This is a genomic window from Taibaiella sp. KBW10, from assembly GCF_003852495.1.
Taxonomy (GTDB): domain Bacteria; phylum Bacteroidota; class Bacteroidia; order Chitinophagales; family Chitinophagaceae; genus Edaphocola.
Genome location: NZ_QAJI01000001.1, coordinates 336,273 through 355,849, shown reverse-complemented (window position 1 = coordinate 355,849; position 19,577 = coordinate 336,273). Strand labels below are relative to the sequence as shown.

Here is a 19,577-nt window from a genome sequence, read left to right as displayed (position 1 = left end):
ATCCTATGGAAAAAGCGCAGCATAAGGGAATATTTATGCTGCGCTTTTTCTATAAAAATAGTGTTAAGTAAGGTGTCTATCCGGGAAAGGTGTTGAACAAACTTACAAAACGGTATACGTCTTCAAAGCTGTTATACATTGGTACCGGAGCAATGCGGATTACATTTGGTTCGCGCCAGTCTGCTACCACACCGTTTTCTGTAAGGTAATCAAAAACAACTCTTCCTTTGTCTTTAAACAATAAAGACAATTGTGCCCCTCTGCGCTGTGGTTCTTCAGGAGTAATGATCTCAAAATCAAGATTTTTTACTTCTTTAAGGAGGTATTCTGTATAGGCGGTAAGCAATAGACTTTTTTCTCTTAAAGTATCTATCGAGGTCTTGTCAAAAATATCCAGGGATGATTTGTGGGCGATCATATTGAAGACCGGTGCATTACTCATCTGCCAGCTGGCCGCTCCCTTGGCAGGTACAAATCCTTTCTTCATCTTAAAGCGGGTCGTTTCTTCATTACCCCACCAACCGGCCAGGCGAAAGGTTTCCGGATTGTCTCCATGCTTCTGGTGCACAAAGATACCGGCCACGCCACCCGGGCCTGAATTCAAATATTTATAAGAACACCAGCAGGCAAAGTCTACGTCCCAGTCATGTAAATGCATAGGCACATTACCCATCGCATGCGCCAGGTCAAAACCACATAAGGCACCTACTGCATGTGCTGCTTTGGTAATCTCCGGCATATTAAACCATTGCCCGGTATAATAATTCACCGCACCCATCATCACACAGGCCAGGCTGTCTCCGGCATCTGCAATCGCCTGCAGGATATCTTCATCCCTGAGACAATGTTCCCCGGCTCTTGGAGTCAATTCTATAATAGCCTCATTGGGATTGAAGCCATGCATAACCACCTGTGTTTCTATTGCGTACTGATCAGAAGGGAAGGCACCGGCCTCCATAATGATTTTATAACGTGTTGCAGTAGGACGGTAAAAAGAGATCATTAATAAATGTAAGTTTACCGTAAGCGTGTTCATCGCAACCACCTCAGATACATCTGCCCCTACGATTCGGGCTAAAGATTCGCTGAACTGGCTGTGATAGTACATCCATGGGTTTTCGGCCTGAAAATGCCCTTCCACGCCATATTTTGCCCAATCGGCCAGTTCCTTTTGGAAAAGCCAGGAAGCACTTCTGGGTTGCAGGCCCAGAGAGTTGCCACAAAAATAAAGGACATCTTCTCCTTCATGCTGCGGAAAGTGAAAGCGTTCTCTGTAGGAATGTAAAATATCCATATCGTCCAGAGATAATGCGTATTCTAAGTTGTTCTCAAATGTATAAGACATTAGTATAAATTCAGTATGATAAATCAATATTGTACGGGAAGGGTTACGCTTAAGCAGGATCGCTCAGGGTAGGGGTTTCCGTTTTCTTGTTCAGTTCGCCTTTCTGGGATTTTTGCTGAAATAACAGCAGGATGATTACGCCTAAGGAAATAGAGGCATCTGCAAAGTTGAAGATCGGGTCAAAAAACGTGAATCGCTTGCCGCCCAGACCAGGTATCCATTGAGGCCATTGTGTATCAATGACGGGGAAATAAAACATATCGACAACGCTACCGTGTAATAAGCCGGAATAGCCCTTGCCAAACTGTGCCTGTCCCAGATAACTTACGTAATCTTTTATAGCGGGATCATAAGCCAAACCTTTATCAAAGATCAGTCCGTAAAACATACTGTCGATCAGATTGCCGGCAGCACCTGCGAGAATCATGGCAGCACATATTTTTACACCATTACTTACGCCGCGTTTCACCAGGTTTTTGACCCAATAAAAACCAAAACCAACTGCAAATAAACGGAACAGGGTAAGAATCACTTTACCCATTGTAGAGTCCATGATCTTCATGCCAAAGGCCATGCCCGAATTCTCGATGAAATAGAGTTGGAACCATTTTAATCCCATTACGTTGATGCTGTCACCGTAATGAAAATTAAGTTTTACATATATTTTGATCAACTGATCTATGAGTATGATAAGAAATACAAGGAACAGAATATGTTTATACTTCATTGAATTTAAGATGTGGTACCCCTAAAGCAGGGAACGGCTGAAAAATCGGTTTAAAAAATCGAAACAAAAGTAGGCATTACTTATAAAGACACCAATTTAATAAGCACAAAAAAAGCAGCCTGTCAAAGGCTGCTTTGTACTGATGATTTTGAGGGGGCAATTAAGAAATTGAAATTGGGTGTAATCCTTCGGGTCTTAACCGGGAATGCGGGCAATTTGCTTGTTCATTTCTTTTAATTGTTCCAGTATCTCTGCATTTTTAGGTTTGGCCGCTTTGGCTTTAGCAAAATAAAATTTACAACCTCTGTAATCGCGGCGTTGCGCGCAGATTGAAGAGAGTTGCATATATGCCCTGGCAGAGGTATCACCATCAGGCAATCCTAATTGCACCGCTTTTCTTAACTGCTCATATGAATCTTTTAAATTTCCTTTTTGTGCCGAAATAAAGCCCAGTTGTAGTAAGGCCATTCCTTCCGCATCTTTATCGTTTTTGCCGGAAGCCAGTCCTTTTCTGAGTTCTGCTTCTGCAGCATCCAGGTCATTGTTCATTGTAGACAGGTTGGCTTTCAGCATATAAAAACCACTGCGTACCTGGCTAAACAACCATTCCGGTTTTTTTACAGAATTAATCAATTTTTGTGCCTCATCTACATCGCCGTTTTCAATATAGCGGGGCAGAATGGTCATAGGGCCGATTAAAAAATGCGCGACCACGGTTAACAGACCGATTAAAATAGGCAGCCAGCCCAGCCACCAGGTTACTTTTATACCCAAAAAGATACCTAAGGCGATTAATAGAACTGCAACAAGCAATCTATTCATTACTAAAAATCTACGTAATGCAAACATTTTTCCTATCAAATTTAGGGGGCAAAGGTAATTGAAAATATTCTTTTTAAGGCACATTTATAGGGGAACATTCTATTTGCTTTTGGCCAAAGAACCCTTGTTTCGTTGTACATACATCTATATTATTAACATTGTATTGATGGATAGCTGGCATTATTTGACTAATATTGGGTGAACAAAAACAAATAATTATGAAGAGATTAGCATCAGTAACCGTCGCCCTTGCTGTATTTGGAAGCGCCTTAGCCTTTGCCACCTCGTGTAATAAACCAAAAGATTGGAATTGTGAGTGTACGGTGAATGGGAATAAAAACACCTCTATCATAAGGGACAAAACGTACAAAGAAGCCAAAGCCGAGTGTAATAAATCGGGTAGTGCATTTGGGATAGACTATAAATGTAATATTACAGTCTTCTAAATACCAAAATAGCGTACATGAAAAAACGGTTGTGCAAAATGCACAACCGTTTTTTTTATGGATACAAAGCAATCGCCGGTTTGCCCTTTTGCTCCCAGTCATATACATTTCTGGCGATCTGGCGGTAACTGCGGATACCTTGTTTCAAACCCCTGTTTTGTAAATACCAGTTGTAGAAATCAAGCGAGAGACCCCGAAAGATACTTCTATATTGTTGCCGCATATTTTTGAGGGTTTGGATATCGGCCCGGGTTGAAGGATTTAGAGCCTCATATTTGGCCAAAGCCAATGCCGAATCGGTTTCGGCCAACTCTCGGTTTGCATATAAAAATAAATTGAAATAACCGGAGTATTGCGTAGGCGCCAAACTATCCTGAACACAAACCACATAGGCCAGAAAATTGGCTTCCCCTTCAGAGGCGATACCTGCCTGATGGGCCATTTCATGAGCGATCACAAAACCCCACATAAATTGAGGGAGTGACGCCGCAAATTGTCCCTCACCACTCAAAGGGTTATAATAACCTTGAATGCCAAAATAGTGCAGCATATTGCCGAACACAGTCGGTTTGACCATCAGTTCCGGTACTTTGGGGCCAAACAAAAGGCTATAGTCTTTTGAGAGTTGTTTATTCAGCTCAGATAATACCAAAGGCTGCTCATGCGGGTTTAGGGTATTGAGTTTGTGTACCAGGCTGTCATTCAGGGCAATCAATGCATTTTTATCTAAAGATTCTGTATCGTGATCTGAGATGAGTTTGGGCCGATTGTAATTGGCCCCCCACAGGATAATGAAACTGGCATATAAGAAAACCAAGGTCATACTAATCCTGCCAAACTTCAGGAGGAGGTTCTTTTTGTTTTTGCGCCAGGTAAATAAAAATTGTATCAGTTTAAATAAGGTGTATAGCAGCCAGGCCAGCAAGATGATATAAACGATATCCCCGATACTGAAACGGAACATATGAAACAGCGTATTTCTGATTCTTTGTAAGGGCAGATAGACATAAGGAATGTAAAACTGGATTCCCTTGGCCGATTGCAGCCATAAGGCACTGATCAGGTATAATGACAGCAGTACGATAAGGCTATATTGTACTGTTTTTTTGTTGCGTTTTGCCATGTCTACGCTAAAGTACAATTTTTGTAAAAAAATTAAAGGTTAAATCAGAAAAATAATTTTAGGGGCTTGTCGCCAGGTTTATTTGATTGATTAACCGTTTTTTATAAGCATATATAGGCGATTGCGGTGCATCGCAATTTTGGTACGTTCCGTGCATTGATTTTTAGCCAAGGATTGATATAGCCTTTATTTTTTGGCGGTACTTTTTGCATCAAGGCAAATGGTAGCAATACCGATAAATTGAAACAAGAAGAAGAAAGTAGGCCTCTGTTTCCTGAAAGCAATACTCAATAAAATAAAAATGGCCGGTCTGCGGGAAGCAGACCGACCATTTACAATCATTCAATTCAAAAAATGAACTTTATTTTTTGGTAAATTTAAGATGATATTGATTGCGCTCGTTGCTAACGGTAATATGGTAAATACCTGCAGGTAAGCTGGAAATATCCAGCTGGCTCTCTGTATCTTTTGCTTTCAGGCTCATTTGTTCCTTACCCAGTACATCATACACTTTGATCAGGGCATCTTTAGCCATTTTAGCGCTGATTTTTATTGTGAGCAGGTTACTGGCCGGATTTGGATAAGCGCTAATTGGGTTAGCATTGTCAATAGAGGACATTGCATCTGCCATGCCGGCTGTAGCGGAGCCGCTGGAAACCCTAAGCGTGTAGCAATTATTCGCATTAAAGCCTGAATATGGGTATACTTTGATATAATAGATACCGCCGGAAAAAGTAGCTGAGATCTGCTCACTTGCACTGCCGCCATTTTCCGAAACCGCCAGATTCTGACCGGCGCTGCTTTGTATGGCTAAATCTACATCATGCGTCAGATTAGTCAGGCTCACCGTATTTATACTGTTGGTAGGAACGGTGATTTTATAATAGTCTACATCTCCGCTGGTTGCGATTGCCGCCTGGTAATCCGTATTAAGCGTAATGTCATAGGCAGCGGCTATCGTTGCATTGGGCTCAAAGGCCTGGGCACAAGAAGTAGTCGGTGCTGCTGCCGTCGTCAGGTTACCGGTTGCATCACTGCTGGTGGAGCTGGCGCTACAATTGGTACGCACTCTGTAATTGTAGGCTGTAGCAGCACTCAGGCTAGATAAGGAAATGTTTGTTGCGGTAGTCGTTCCTGCACTAATCCATTGTGTGGCAGTTGCTGCTTTATATTCTACGGTATAACCTGTATTGGCAGTAGTAGAGGCCGTCCAGGATATTGTGGCGCCACTCGAAGTAATATTGCTGCTTGCGAGGTTAGTAGGTGCATTACAAGCTGCTCCTCCTGTTGTGGTGAAGCTGGCATCGGCATACGCACTACTTTCTGTTGCAGAACAATTTGTTTTGACCCTCCAGTTGTAATTGGTAGCTGTTGCAAGCCCGGTCAAGGGAGTACTGGTATTTGTACCCGTGTAGACAACAATCCATTGCGTTGCCGCCGCTGCTTTGTATTCTACGGTATAACCGGTATTGGCAGAAGCAGAAGCTACCCAGTTTAAAGTGGCACTGCCAGTCGTGATATCTGCCGTACTTAAATTATTCGGTGCATTACATGCCGCTACATTATTGCTTCTGCCGGTAACGATAAGGGTATAGTTTTGGCTACCACCGGTAAGGGATCCTTTATGGCTTACAGCAATTGTATATTGGCCGGCCGGTACGATGCCAAGGTCTACTCTTTCAAAATTGTCCGTATTATTATCCTGTTTGGCATTAGTTGATCGGGACGTCAGTACCCAAGGCATACTGGTGGTGTTGGTGCTAACGGCACTAACCCTTAGATCCAGGTCGTTTACCAATCTTTTAGTGGTCGTATTATTAAGTTGAGAAGAGGTTTGCGTTGTTCCTCCGCGGTCATACCAGGAGATAGAGACCGTTAAAGGGCTTACACCATCAGCATTGACCGTTACATTATCTGTTGCATTATTGTTCAGGGTTTTGTCCGAGATCAGGGAAGTCGTATTCCTTGTATTGATCACTTCTGCCATTCTCTTGGCATTAAGCAAGCCCCATCCGAAGTTTACATCAGGACCATTGGCACCGGCATCATCTGCAGTATGCAGTGCGAGCCCTCTTAAAGCGGCACCCCGCATATAAGCGCCCGTTACATTTTTAAAGTGTTGCTGTACCAGCGTGATACTGCCGGCTACATTTGGCGAGGCCATAGAGGTACCGGTCATGGTACCATAAGCAGTATTGGAAGAAGAAACAGACGAATAAAGCGTTGTTCCGTTGCCCGCGATATCCGGCTTGATGCGCAGGTCATCAGTAGGCCCCTGGCTACTGCTGGAATTAATCAGTACACTGTTCAGGTCGCCATTATTACTGACCGAGGCATCCTGTGCATTGGCGACTACAATTACATTTTTAGAAGTTGCCGCACCGGAAAGCTTGTCATAAGCACTTGAACTTCCTCCCAAAGGACTTGAATTGGTAAAGGTCCCGTCATTGCCGGCTGCTTTACAAATGGTATAATAAGGCGCATTAAATAAAAGGTCATCCCATGCTTTAGATTCTGAGATATAAGCGCCGAAATACCAAGCGGGAAGTTGATCGGATCTGTAGCCGTAAGAGTGGTTTGAGACCAAAAGACCTGCGGCGGCCTCTGTGGTCATCTCAGACACGTCTGAGTCCCATTGATAAGAATATATTTTTGCAGCGCTGGCCATTCCCTTTGCGCTGGCTGTGACACCACTGGCGGCAATTGTTCCGCCCACATGCGTTGCATGAGGATCGCCGGTGGTAGTCGCATTGTCTTTTACGGTTACGCGCCCGTTAAGTTCCTGGTGGGTCGTTCGAACACCGCCACCGTCCCAAACGCCGACGATCATATTTTGTCCGTCAAGGTTCAGGCCCAGAGAGCCTCCTGTATTCAGGTGATTGACCCGCGTAGACCGGGCCGCATTTACATTATTATTGGTATAGTAGATGGGTACGTTATGTTCATCAATACGCATCAATTCTGAAGTAGAACCATCTTTATGCTTGATGATAACGGGGATGTTATTTTTTTTGGCGTAGGTAATAGCTGCGGCCTTTTCAGCTTTCGCTTTGATCTCGCTTTGTCTCGCCATTTCGGTGAGCAAGCCTTTGTCATAGTTTTTGATAATTTGGGCACGTTCTTGTGCCGTTTGCGCATAAGTGGTGAGGATACCCGATGCGAATACAATTCCCGTAAGGATGAGATTTTTTTTCATAAACGTATTTTATTTGCCGTTAAAAAATACTATTTACACAACAATAAATGCTAAAAATGATTTAGCTGTGTGTGGTTCTGTTGTTGGGGCTCTTTTCTGGGATTTGGGGTGGTCAATTTGGCCAAAAGACAAGACTAAGATAGGGAAATAATATAGAAATAAAAAAATATTTAAAAAAAACTACAAATCCTGTAAGCCGGATTTTGTACTTCTCCGAAGAGAAGCCGCTACCATTTATCTACGCCTTACATCGCTGCAAGACTGTATCTGCCTACCCGCAAGCATTGGACGTGCAGTCCTAAGCGCTTGCCTATTGGGCATTTCAGCACGCAAGGTTTACCCATAATATTAGTTGCCTGATACTATCGTGCGCTTTTACCGCACATTTTCACCCTTACTATCTGCAAGCAGAAGCGGTTATTTTCTGTGGCACTGGCTGTTATGCGTTGCCGCATACCCACCCGTTAGGTGGTGCGTTGCACTGTGCTGTCCGGACTTTCCTCCCGAGCCTGAGCTCCAGCGGTAGCGCGGATTTGTAGTCTTTGCAAAAGTATGGTTTATTTAAAGGATTCTGGTGTATTATTCCTTTAAACAGGAAGCCTTAATCTACTTTCTTCTTCCGGGGCTGCGGTTTCTTAGCCTCTACGGTAATCCATTCTTCCAGAGTGACACTAAAAGGCATATGTCCTATACGGATTACGGCTTTTTTGCCTTTGACTTCCATCAGCCTTCCGATCTGGTGGTTGTCTTTGTTGCGCATCAAATCACCGATCTGCGGTTCTTTAGCAGTGATGATATAATTTTTATCGGCCTTGGTCGCCGCAACCTGATTTTGGATAATATGTTTTTTCTTGAACAGGATTTTCTCGGCAGCTTCTATAACTTCCTGTTTATTCTCCGCACGCTTCCAGTCAAAAACAATTTGCTTGAATTTGCGTTCGGTATCTCTTAAATAATCAAGTTCTTCTTTCTTAATTTTGTTTTGGAGCTTCAGGGTCTGGTAATGTTGTTCTAAACGCTCTTTGTCAATCAACTCTTCATACTTAGACTTCAACTTTTCATTTTCCTTAATCAGTTGGTCCAGGCTTCTTTCCTTACCGGTAAGCCTTACGGATTGCTGCTCGGTCTGATGCAGCATTTTATCCAGTTTAAAATGCCCCTTATCTGTGATTTGCCGGGCGCGGTTAATGACAGGTTCGGGCAGGCCACTTCTTTGTGCAATAGAGAAGGTATAAGAACTTCCCGGTTTTCCGAGTACTAACTGGTATAAAGGCAATAAATTTTCTTCATCAAAGGCCATGGCACCGTTAAAGATACCGGGTACTTTTCCGGCCATTACTTTCAGGTTAAGGTAGTGGGTAGTAATGATACCCATGGCCTTTTTATTGGACAGTTGCTCTACAATAGCTTCAGCAAAAGCACCGCCAAGATTAGGGTCAGATCCGCTACCCAATTCATCTACAAAAAATAAGGTTTTGCTATTGGCATGTTCCAGGAAATATTTCATATCCCTTAAGTGTGCACTATAGGTACTCAGTTCATTCTCGATACTTTGGGTATCGCCGATATGAATCATGATTTGTTTAAAAATGCCCACTTCAGAAGTGTCATCTGCGGGAATAAGCATTCCGGCCTGACACATGGCTTGTAATAAGCCGATTGTTTTCATCGAAACGGTCTTCCCTCCGGCATTCGGGCCGCTGATCATTAAAATGCGGTTGTCCTTATCTATAGAAATGGTTAGGGGATGCGTGATCTTGCCCGCTTCTTTATTGTGTAATAATAATAAAGGGTGGTATGCTTTGATCAGGTGTGTGCCGGGATGGGGACTGATCCTTGGCATAAAGGCGTTCAGGTCCTTAGCCAGGATGGCTTTGGCACGGATAAAGTCATATACCCCGCACAATTTAAAATAAGACTCGAAATGCGGATGGTATACACTGAGCTGTGCGGTCAGCTCTTTTAAAATGCGGTATACTTCCCGGCCTTCTTCTCTTTCCAGGCTGTTGAGGTCATTATTCAGCTCAATCGTTTCTTCGGGTTCTATAAAAACAGTTTTACCCGATTCGCTTTCGCCATGCATGATTCCTTTTACGATGCGTTTTTGTTCGGCAACCACGGCAACCGTTCTGCGGCCATTCATAAAACTTTCTGAAATATCTGCCAGATAACCTTGTTTATTCAGTTTTCTCAAGATGCCTTCAAATGCTTTACGTAATTGTTGCCGCTTCTTTTCAATATCAGACCGTATCTGCATCAGTTCCGTAGAGGCGGTATCCCTTACCACGCCCGCATCATCAATCATTTCATTGATGATTTTCGGGATCTCTTTTTGATACACCACGGAGATTGCGATTGTTTCCAGGCTTGGATAAAGGTTGTTTTGGCGTTTGAGCCATAACAAAATATCCCTTATCGTAATCGTAAGCTGATTTAAAGCGAGGATATCGTCGCCATTTAATACGGCGCCGGGAATGCGCAGCAATTTTAATTCACTGCTGATGTCCTTGGTAAAATCGTTGGGGAAATAATCATTCCCGCCCAGGGTTTGTTTGTATTCGTGTACCTGTAATAAGGCTAATTCAAGGTATTCTTTTTTTGTATGAAATTTCAAATGCTGTACCGTATTTTTTGCATAGGTAGTCCTGCATTTGGATAATAATAGTTGTCTTATTTTCTCAAATTCCAATCGCTCTAAAGCCTGCTCTGGATAAAACTGTAACATATTGTCTAAATCAAAAATCAATATTTAAAACAGACCAGGAGCTGCTTAAAGCATGCACTTGAGCCTGTTTTGTGGATATGGGTTGTGTTGGATACGCCCACAAAAATAAACAATCGTACTGGTATCCTATGCTTATTTTGCGCGGAAAGGGGTATTGCTCCTCTTTCCCTTATGGGTTGGTACCGGGCGTTACATTATTTATTTCTGTCGTTTCAATAGTGGCCTGGGTGGGGTAGGGGAAGCCGGCACCGTATTGATACATGATCTCGTAAATGTCAAAATTAATGGCTTCTTTGATTTTATCAAAGGGTGTTTCGGTATGGACTTTTACAAAATAAGATACATTAATATTAAGTGCGGAATCACCAAAACTATCCAGAAATACGTTTGGATTGTCTACCGTCTCCGGGTGTTGCCTGATATGGCTTGCTATTTGTTCCAGTATGGTTTGCAATTGCTGTTTAGACAATCCGTACGTTGCACCAACCACCATTTTTACCCTTCTTGCGCCCCGTTCGGAGAAGTTCTCCAGGCTATTACTGATCAGGTTACGGTTGGGCAGCGACACTAATGTTTTTTCTGCGGTTCTGATATGCGTGCTCCGGAAGCCTATCTTTTCTACATTTCCTTCTACACCGTCAATCTTGATGAGGTCTCCGATGATAAATGGTTTATCCAGCATGATCATAAAAGAGGAAAGCAGGTTTTCTAAACTGTCCTTTAAGGCAAAGGCTACGGCAATTCCACCCATGCCCAAACCGGCAATCAGGGTTACTACATTGACATTGAAAACCACGCCCAGGATCACGAAAAACATAAATCCCCATATCACTACACGGAGTACATCACGTAGGAGGGGCAATAATTGCTGTCTTTCTTTATCCCCGTTTTTTATAGCTTTATCGATCAATACACGGAACAAGAATCTTACGATTTTGACAATAAGACTGGTTGCGGTAATGATGATGATGAAGAAGAAAATCCTATCGGTAAGATCCATCAAGGTAAAAGCCTTAACAGCGATGATATTTTTAGTATCGGCGGCAAGTGCATTACTACTACCTCTTTTGAACAGCCAAATCCGTTCCAGTAATGGCGCAATCTGATTGATGCTAATGTAGGCAAAAATAGCAAAGATCAGGTTCCCAAATGGTTTATTGATGTGATCTACAAAGCGATCATAATAAATATCGCCATCATTTTTTTTGAACAGGCGATAGGCAAGCCTGGAAATGATTTTGGACAAAAAACCTTTGAGTAACCATGCAAACAATATAATGATCCCGAATCTGAGGTAAGCAAATAAAGGAAGTCCTAAGAATGTTTGTGCTAATAGCTCCATCATCGTTTAATTTTTGATATCAAAGATAAGGTCATTAAGACTAATGATTTTGCCCTCAAAGGAACATTTGATATCGGTGAATAAGAGCATCTGGCCCTGTCTGAGTTGTTTCAATGCGGCCATTACGTCCTCATCGAATACGGTTCCGTTTATTTTACGGGTAAAAATGCTTTCTTCCTTATCCAGAACCATTACCTGAAAAGAAACGAGTTTTACTTTACCTGCAGCAACGCCTTCTGTTTTCTCGAGCACCAGGCTATTTTGCCGGAGCACAAGCATTTTTCGGAGATCGCCCCCGTTTTTATCTGCAAATAAAATTTTGGGTTTTACAACCGGTACTTCAACTTCCTTTTTGCGCGAGGCCGTTGCGCCATTCTGGTGATTTCCACCCGATTTTTCCGATACCGATTTAAAGGTCTTTACGCCGATCTCTACAAGCTCATTACCCATCATCCTGCTTACAGAAATATTACATTCGCCGATCCTCAATGGAATAAGTATATAGGTACACTCGCCGATTTTTTTCAGTTTTCCATTGTCGGACCGTACCTGTATATTACCACAGGCAACATTGTCTACCCTTACCTGGATCAGGTTCTCGGTAGTGGCAACGACATAATTTTTAGGACAGGTTACTTTGAAATCCTGGGCAAACACCGCTGTCGCAAATGTCACCAGGATAAGAACACTTAAAACGTATTTGAGCATTATGATAAAAAAGCCTTAGGAAATAATGAGGGTGAAAACACCTATGTATTGCCTAAGGCCCATTTTATAGTTAAACAAAAATTATACGGCTACGTTGAAATCTCTCAAGGCATCGTTTAAAGAAGTCTTAAGATCGGTACTTTCTTTGCGTTGACCAATAATTAAGGCACAGCTTACCTGATAGTCCCCTGCAGGAAACGATTTGGTATAGCTCCCCGGAATCACCACGCTACGGGCGGGCACACGACCTTTATATTCAATCGGCTCAGCACCGCTTACATCAATTATTTTTGTACTCTTGGTCAACACAACGTTCGCTCCGAGTACGGCTTCTTTTTCTACATGTACGCCTTCTACCACAATACAACGTGATCCGATAAAGCAACCATCTTCAATGATTACCGGAGAAGCTTGTAAGGGCTCTAACACCCCGCCAATACCAACTCCGCCGGAAAGGTGTACGCCTTTGCCGATCTGGGCACAGCTACCTACAGTCGCCCAGGTATCGACCATTGTTCCTTCATCTACATAAGCACCTATGTTTACATAGCTAGGCATCAGCACGACATTTTTGGCAATATAGGCACCATAACGCGCTACTGCATGTGGCACGGCACGTACTCCTAAGGCTTCATAGCCTTTCTTTAATTCCATTTTGTCATAAAACTCAAAGGGTTCCAGCGTCCAGGTTTTCATTTTCTGAATGCCAAAATACATCAGTATTGCCTGCTTTACCCATTCGTTTACTTTCCATCCGTCTGCACTTGGTTCTGCTACACGCAGTGTTCCTTTATCTACCGATTCGATAACCGTTCTAACGGCTTGTTCATATACTGCTTGTTGTAATAAAGTCCGGTCTGCAAAAGCCTGTTCTATTAATTGTTGCATGTTTTATATTGTTTATTTCAATGTAAATTTAATGGGTGCGCTAAAATATACCCTTATCGGAAGATTGTGTATCCTTCCGGGTTTCCATAGGCTGCTCGTAGCTGCTACCACCCTTAAGGCTTCTTCATCTAATAAGGGATGTACCGAATTGATAACCTTAAGTTGCCCGACTGAACCGTCTTTTTCAACTACAAAGGCCACGATTACCCGTCCTTCTATTTTCTTCCTTCTGGCCTCTTTGGGATATTTAATGGCTTTAGATAAGTATGACGTATAATTTCCCTGAAAAGAAGGCATGGCTGCCGTAGATTCTTTTTCATGGTCATAATAAACGACTTGCCCGGAAGGGTCAAAGAAGTTTGCCGATACAAAATGCCCTTTTTCATACAGCTCCTCTGAAGCCGTTTTTCCATTGGGGTAATAATAATAACTTTTACCATCCAGAAAACCATGGCAGTCATTTTCCGCTAATTTTTGCCAACTGGTATCACTGGCAAAAATGGTACGCACAGCATCAGGGTCATCCAGGAATCTTTCCTTGGATAGTAGTACACCTAAAGTGTCATAGGAATTTCGGTATCCTGTCTGGAAATTTTCATTATAGCTTACTTCATAAGCAATCGTACCATTGGGATAGTAATCCAGGTTTTTTCCTTGCCTTTTGCCTTTGATATAAGGCATCTCGCTGGAAAGCCTTCCTTGTTCATCGTAATATTTATATATACCGGTTTTTAGGCTATCCTTGAGTGTGATTTGGCCCGTCATTTGCAGCGTATCGTTGATGTAAAAGTCGTTTACTTCAATGAGGTTCGTTTTGGGGGTATAGATTCTATAAAAGGATGCCGTATCCTTCTGAGGGATAACGGCCCACTTTTGATTAAAGTAAATGGCATGATTGTCTTGCGCTTGCAGGGAAGCGGATACACACAAAAAGAATATGCTACAAAAAGCCCATATTGTTTTTATCATGATCAGTATACTGTTTTATGTTTTTTCAGATGGCTATTGCAAATTAAATATGATGGGTGCAATAAAGGGTTTAGTCATCGGAATATTATGGTACTTGCCGGGGCTCCATTTTTTGTAAGTGCTTTTTATCACCCTCAAGGCCTCATTATCCAGCAATGGATGCACCGATTTTAAGATCCAGACATCCGTCATTTTGCCATCTTGTGCTATATTGAAGCCGATCACCACAGTACCTGTGATTCTTTCTTCCAGCGCCTTATTCGGATAACGTATGTTATTGCTTAAGTAGTTAATGTAATTGCCTTTATAGCTTGGCATTTTGTCCAGGTTCCATGGGTTTTTTTCTGTCTTTACCAAACTGCCCAGCGTATCGTAAAATAAGGCTTTGATCAGCTTTCCCTGTTGAAAGGTCTCTTCGCTGGCTACCGTGCCCGATTCATAATAATAGGTACAGGCACCATCATAAATGCCCTCTATTTTATACATCTTTTCTTTTAAAGATAAGGTGTCACTCCTGCCATTCTGTAGCAAATAATTGACCGCAGCAGTATCCTGATTAATAACCCTGATGATCTGATCCGTATTCGATAAATAATTCTTTTTTGCCTTCAATTTGCCAGATACATAAAATTCCTCTACCGTTCCTTTAATGAACTGCTCAGAAAAAGGATAAGTAGCCGTTTTATGATCGTTCGTGTACTCGCTTGCCATACCCTCACGGATACCATTTACAAAAGTAATTTCTTTCACAAGTTGCTTCTCGCTATTGTAATATTTAAAGACACCCTGATTCAGACTGTCTTTCTTCGTAACCATACCGGTATTATACTCTTTTGTATATAGATTGATCTCTTTCACCGATACCAGGTTAGGATCAGTCGCATCTTCTACAAAAACTTTATAGGAGTTTGCCGTATTTTTTGAAACAGTTCTTTCGTTGTGCTGATCAAAGAAAACAACGCTTGTTTCCTGTGAGGAGGCCACAATACTACCGGTAAAAAGCAAGTATAAAGCAGGGATTAATTTTTTCATTTCGGATTTAGTGCTCTAAAAGTTGATTGCCTTGTGATTTATATTGTTGATTTAGTTCTTCTACATAGGCCAGAATTTCTTTTCTGCCACTGCGTTTTACGGTAGAAGTCACAAAGGTTTTAGGAATATACTCCCAATCTTCCCTCATCTTACCAATGAAGGTTTTGGTATTTTTTGAAGTATCGGCCTGGCTGTTCTTATCTGCTTTGGTAAAGACGATATTAAACGGCACCCCGATTTCACCCAAGTGACCCAAAAACTCCAGATCAATTGCCTGAGGAGACAAACGACTATCCACCAACACAAAAATCGTCACCAGATTTTCACGTTTTTCGAAATAATCGGTCATTACTTTCTTCCATTGTTCCCTTTGTGCTTTGGAACGTTTGGCATAGCCATATCCGGGTAGATCGACCAGGTACCAACCACCTTCATCATGTGCATTGCCATTGATGAGGAAGTGATTGATCATTACCGTCTTTCCGGGACTGGAAGATACTTTTGCCAGACTATTCTGATTGGTCAATAGGTTGATCAATGATGATTTGCCTACATTAGAGCGGCCGATAAAGGCGTACTCCGGGCGATCAGGTGCCGGGCATTTCGAAATGCTCGGACTACTGATTATATATTTTGCTTTATTTACTTCCAAAATTTAAAATGCTTTTTAGCGTTCTTTTGCAATATGATTTCTTTTTAGCGGATTGGCGGTATAGGCCGCATACGCTTCTCTTTGTTGCAAGATACTGATGGCCTGGTATATCGCTTCTCTCAAACTATCAGGACTGGCGATGCCCTTGCCTGCAATATCAAATGCAGTACCATGGTCGGGCGAGGTGCGTACGATCGGAAGACCGCAGGTATAATTGACACCTTCGCTGCCTGCCAGGGATTTGAATGGAATCAGACCCTGGTCATGATACATGGCCACCACCACATCAAACTTTTGCTGCTGTGCATGGGCAAAGAAGCCATCAGCACTATAAGGGCCAAAGACATGAACGCCTTTTTGCTGCAAACGATCCATGGCCGGTTTGATGATTTGTTCCTCTTCCTTGCCGATCAGTCCATTGTCTCCTGCATGCGGATTGAGGCCCAGTACGGCTATTTTCGGGATATCAATACCAAAATCCTTTTGTAAAGACTCTTTAATAATATTAATTCTGCTGACAATCAGCTCTTGTGTCAACTGCTTACTGACTTCTGCAATAGGGAGATGCTCCGTAATCAAAGCAACCCTAAAGTCTTCTGCATACAACATCATCACCACATCTTTTGCCTCAAAGGTCTCTTTGAAGAAAGGTGTATGGCCGGTGAAATTAAAATCTGCAGATTGGGTATTCTTTTTATGTATCGGCGCCGTAACAATACCTTGTATCAATCCTTCCTTCAAACACTGTGTCGCTACCTGGAGCGAACGTACGGCATACTTGCCTGCAAGATCAGTCAGTTCACCGGGATTAATGGCCACTTCTTCTTCCCAGCAATTAAATATATTGACCAGCTTTGGATTGATTGCCTCAAAGCTTTTAATGCTCGCGAATTTCAATTCATGATCCGGAAGCAATTTTCTATAAAAATTTATGGCCTTATTGGAACCGAATACAACCGGGGTACAGAATTCCAGCATTCTGTTATCCGAAAGTACTTTTATGATCGTCTCTAATCCCACACCATTCAAATCTCCTGTGGTAATACCAATAATGGGTTTTTCCATTTTATAAACTTATGTTTTCAATAATGTTGCAAGTTAATAAATGATTTTGGATTAATAAGGATAAGCAATTAAACATTACCTTTGCGGACTTATGTTCTCATCAGTGTATTAAAAAAATAAGCATACAATGAACGCATCTAAAAGAGTATATGACAATATATTAGAGACCATTGGAAATACTCCTTTGGTGAAATTGCACAAAACAGTAGCAGACCTGCCTTGTGAAGTATATGCCAAGGTAGAATTCTTTAATCCCGGCAACAGTATTAAGGATAGAATGGCCTTAAAAATGCTGGAAGTGGCCGAGCAGGAAGGTAAGATCAAACCGGGCGGAACGATTATTGAAGGGACTAGCGGTAATACGGGTATGGGTTTGGCTCTGGCAGCTATTCAGAAGGGTTATCGTTGTATTTTTACGACAACGGATAAACAATCTAAAGAAAAGGCCGATATTCTTAAAGCCCTGGGCGCCGAAGTGATTATTTGTCCTACCAACGTAGAACCGGAAGATCCGCAATCGTATTATTCTGTATCCAAAAGATTAGCGACCGAAGTGCCGAACAGTTGGTATGTAAACCAATATGATAATTTGGCGAATCGCCTGGCGCATTACGAGCAAACCGGACCGGAGATCTGGGCGCAAACCGAAGGTAAAATTACCCATTTGGTCGTAGCGACCGGTACCGGAGGCACTATTTCCGGAACGGGTAAGTATTTAAAAGAAATGAATCCTGATATTCAGGTTTGGGCAATCGATAGCTATGGCTCTCTGCTCACTAAATGGTTTAATACCGGCGAGCTGGATATGGATCAGGTGCATCCTTACATTACAGAGGGTATCGGAGAAGATTTTCTGCCGGAAAACTACCAGAGAGAAAACATTGACCATTTCGAACAGGTAACGGATAAAGACGGTGCAGTAATGGCCCGTCGTATTGCAAAAGAAGAAGGTATTTTTGTAGGCTATTCTGCAGGTTCAGCAGTGGCGGGTTTAAAACAAAACAAAGCGAAATTAAAGAAAGGCGACCTTGTTGTGGTCATCTTCCATGATCATGGTAGCCGTTACGTAGGTAAGGTGTACAATGATGAATGGATGCTGGACAGAGGTTTTCTGGATGTGAATACTGTTCAGGATTTAATCGGAGGCTTGGGTACCCGTAAATTAGTAAGTATCAAAGCAGAAGAACCCGTTCAAAAGGCAATGGAATTGATGCAGAAATATGACATTGAGCAGATTCCGGTCACACAAAACAATGAGATTGTAGCTTCTGTTTCTCAAAGTGGCTTATTTAAAAAGCTTATGACGGATATTAACGTTAAGGATCAGCCTATTGCTTCCGTACAAGAGCCTGCCATTCCATTGGTGGCCATGACGACACCATTGGAGCGCCTGACGGGCTATATCAATAAGGAAAACAACGCCGTATTGGCAAAAGATGAGAGCGGCAATTATCATATTATCACCCAATATGATGTACTGAACGCCTTGTCTAAAGGGTAAAATAAGCAAGGGATAAATATTATTGTTATTTAAAATAAATATGCTACCTTTGCAAACCAATTTGTAAAAAAAATTATAAATAATTAGTATAAAATGGCTAACGCAACTATTGACGCTAAAAAAGCAAACATTTTTAAAACTTACGGTGGTTCTGAAACGAACACTGGTTCTGCAGAAGCTCAAGTAGCTTTATTGACAGAGCGTATCAATCACATTTCTGCTCATATTAAAGGTGGTAATAAAAAAGACCATTCCAGCAACCTGAGCTTAATCAAAATGGTAGGGCAACGTAAACGCTTATTGCAATACATGAGCCGTACTAACCTGAATGGCTATCGTGAGTTGATCGCGAAATTAGGCTTACGTAAATAATTTAAGCAAAACACCTGCTTTTAGCATATTGAAAACTATTCTCTTTAGGGGAATAGTTTTTTGTGTGTTTATGATCTATGGCGTTGCACTTGAAATGGGTCACTAGGAGACTTTTTTTATACAGCCCGTAATCAATCAGCTTGTCAGGAATCTTGATATCATGATAAAAGCCGCGAACGTACAACGTTCGCGGCTTTTATGCTATGTATAGTGGGACTTTATTTCTTTAACTGATTGATCAGGATATTTTTAAATTCAGACTCAGCCAGATACAAGCTGTTCAGTTGTGCCGCAGAAATGATATTTAAAAATTCATTTTTATATTTTGCCTTAATACTGACGGTACGCTCGTCTAATTTTTGTCTTTCATCAATAATCTCTTCTGCCGTCATACCTCTTTCGTTTTTTAAAGCGCCTTTAGCCTTCCAGATAACGCGCATTTCGCTTTCATACTGGTTGTATACCGGCCAGAATTTAGTGGCCTGATCGGCATTTAATTTCATCTTATCAGTGATGAGGGAAATCTTTATGGCACGGATCTTCGCGTCACTTGTATTCTGGGCATAGCTGCCAAAGCTGAGGAATAACAGTCCAAGAAGAATCAAATAAGGTTTCATAATATCAAATTTAAGGCATAATAATTATTGTTCATTATAATCATCAT

The 19,577-nt window shown here is 41.9% G+C and carries 17 protein-coding genes and 1 other RNA gene; 3 read left to right on the top strand and 15 right to left on the bottom strand.

Features of this window, described 5'->3' with window-relative positions; translation table 11 throughout:
• Nucleotides 1-76: 76 nt before the first annotated feature.
• The 3 genes from kynU to DBR32_RS01530 form a co-directional block, all read right to left on the bottom strand.
• On the bottom strand, nt 77-1,345 hold the full coding sequence (gene kynU, locus DBR32_RS01540) for a kynureninase (RefSeq protein WP_124634525.1): 1,269 nt from the start codon (nt 1,343-1,345) through the stop codon (nt 77-79).
• 49 nt (nt 1,346-1,394) lie between these two features.
• Complete coding sequence (locus DBR32_RS01535; RefSeq protein WP_124634524.1) at nt 1,395-2,072, bottom strand: lipoprotein signal peptidase; 678 nt, start codon at nt 2,070-2,072, stop codon at nt 1,395-1,397.
• Between the two features lie 195 nt (nt 2,073-2,267).
• Nucleotides 2,268-2,894, bottom strand: a complete 627-nt coding sequence (locus DBR32_RS01530) for a M48 family metallopeptidase (protein ID WP_124634523.1) — start codon at nt 2,892-2,894, stop codon at nt 2,268-2,270.
• 218 nt (nt 2,895-3,112) lie between these two features.
• Here DBR32_RS01530 and DBR32_RS01525 point away from each other — a divergent pair, with 218 nt between their 5' ends.
• Nucleotides 3,113-3,340 (top strand): hypothetical protein, encoded by a 228-nt coding sequence (locus DBR32_RS01525; protein WP_124634522.1) that lies wholly within the window; start codon nt 3,113-3,115, stop codon nt 3,338-3,340.
• Nucleotides 3,341-3,395: 55 nt separating this feature from the next.
• Here DBR32_RS01525 and DBR32_RS01520 read toward each other — a convergent pair whose 3' ends face one another.
• The 11 genes from DBR32_RS01520 to pdxA form a co-directional block, all read right to left on the bottom strand.
• Nucleotides 3,396-4,463, bottom strand: a complete 1,068-nt coding sequence (locus DBR32_RS01520; RefSeq protein WP_124634521.1) for a DUF3810 domain-containing protein — start codon at nt 4,461-4,463, stop codon at nt 3,396-3,398.
• A 361-nt stretch (nt 4,464-4,824) separates the two neighbouring features.
• Complete coding sequence (locus DBR32_RS01515; protein ID WP_124634520.1) at nt 4,825-7,659, bottom strand: S8 family serine peptidase; 2,835 nt, start codon at nt 7,657-7,659, stop codon at nt 4,825-4,827.
• Between the two features lie 176 nt (nt 7,660-7,835).
• An RNA gene (gene rnpB / locus DBR32_RS01510) (RNase P RNA component class A) lies at nt 7,836-8,198 on the bottom strand.
• Nucleotides 8,199-8,260: 62 nt separating this feature from the next.
• Nucleotides 8,261-10,384: an endonuclease MutS2 gene (locus tag DBR32_RS01505; RefSeq protein WP_124634519.1), complete on the bottom strand. Its 2,124-nt coding sequence runs from the start codon at nt 10,382-10,384 to the stop codon at nt 8,261-8,263.
• 169 nt (nt 10,385-10,553) lie between these two features.
• Nucleotides 10,554-11,729, bottom strand: a complete 1,176-nt coding sequence (locus tag DBR32_RS01500) for a mechanosensitive ion channel family protein (protein ID WP_124634518.1) — start codon at nt 11,727-11,729, stop codon at nt 10,554-10,556.
• Nucleotides 11,730-11,732: 3 nt separating this feature from the next.
• A complete protein-coding gene (locus tag DBR32_RS01495) occupies nt 11,733-12,434 on the bottom strand; it encodes a GldM family protein (RefSeq protein WP_124634517.1) in 702 nt (233 codons plus the stop codon).
• Between the two features lie 81 nt (nt 12,435-12,515).
• The gene (locus DBR32_RS01490; RefSeq protein ID WP_124634516.1) at nt 12,516-13,322 is read right to left on the bottom strand and encodes a 2,3,4,5-tetrahydropyridine-2,6-dicarboxylate N-succinyltransferase; all 807 of its coding nucleotides are present in this window, start codon (nt 13,320-13,322) and stop codon (nt 12,516-12,518) included.
• A gap of 12 nt (nt 13,323-13,334) precedes the next feature.
• Nucleotides 13,335-14,291 carry an energy transducer TonB gene (locus DBR32_RS01485; protein ID WP_124634515.1) on the bottom strand — a complete coding sequence of 319 codons (957 nt, stop codon included), beginning with the start codon at nt 14,289-14,291 and terminating at the stop codon, nt 13,335-13,337.
• Nucleotides 14,292-14,324: 33 nt separating this feature from the next.
• Complete coding sequence (locus DBR32_RS01480; protein ID WP_124634514.1) at nt 14,325-15,323, bottom strand: energy transducer TonB; 999 nt, start codon at nt 15,321-15,323, stop codon at nt 14,325-14,327.
• A 7-nt stretch (nt 15,324-15,330) separates the two neighbouring features.
• Nucleotides 15,331-15,975, bottom strand: coding sequence for a ribosome biogenesis GTP-binding protein YihA/YsxC (gene yihA, locus DBR32_RS01475; RefSeq protein WP_124634513.1), 645 nt, complete (start codon nt 15,973-15,975; stop codon nt 15,331-15,333).
• Between the two features lie 15 nt (nt 15,976-15,990).
• Nucleotides 15,991-17,040 (bottom strand): 4-hydroxythreonine-4-phosphate dehydrogenase PdxA, encoded by a 1,050-nt coding sequence (gene pdxA / locus DBR32_RS01470; protein WP_124634512.1) that lies wholly within the window; start codon nt 17,038-17,040, stop codon nt 15,991-15,993.
• A gap of 127 nt (nt 17,041-17,167) precedes the next feature.
• Between pdxA and DBR32_RS01465 the strand changes: the two genes are divergently transcribed.
• Both DBR32_RS01465 and rpsO read left to right on the top strand, forming a co-directional pair.
• Nucleotides 17,168-18,541: a pyridoxal-phosphate dependent enzyme gene (locus DBR32_RS01465; protein ID WP_124634511.1), complete on the top strand. Its 1,374-nt coding sequence runs from the start codon at nt 17,168-17,170 to the stop codon at nt 18,539-18,541.
• A 93-nt stretch (nt 18,542-18,634) separates the two neighbouring features.
• Nucleotides 18,635-18,913 carry a 30S ribosomal protein S15 gene (gene rpsO / locus DBR32_RS01460; RefSeq protein ID WP_124634510.1) on the top strand — a complete coding sequence of 93 codons (279 nt, stop codon included), beginning with the start codon at nt 18,635-18,637 and terminating at the stop codon, nt 18,911-18,913.
• Nucleotides 18,914-19,131: 218 nt separating this feature from the next.
• Here the strand turns inward: rpsO and DBR32_RS01455 are convergent, their stop codons facing one another.
• The gene (locus tag DBR32_RS01455; protein ID WP_124634509.1) at nt 19,132-19,530 is read right to left on the bottom strand and encodes a hypothetical protein; all 399 of its coding nucleotides are present in this window, start codon (nt 19,528-19,530) and stop codon (nt 19,132-19,134) included.
• Between the last annotated feature and the right edge of the window lie 47 nt (nt 19,531-19,577).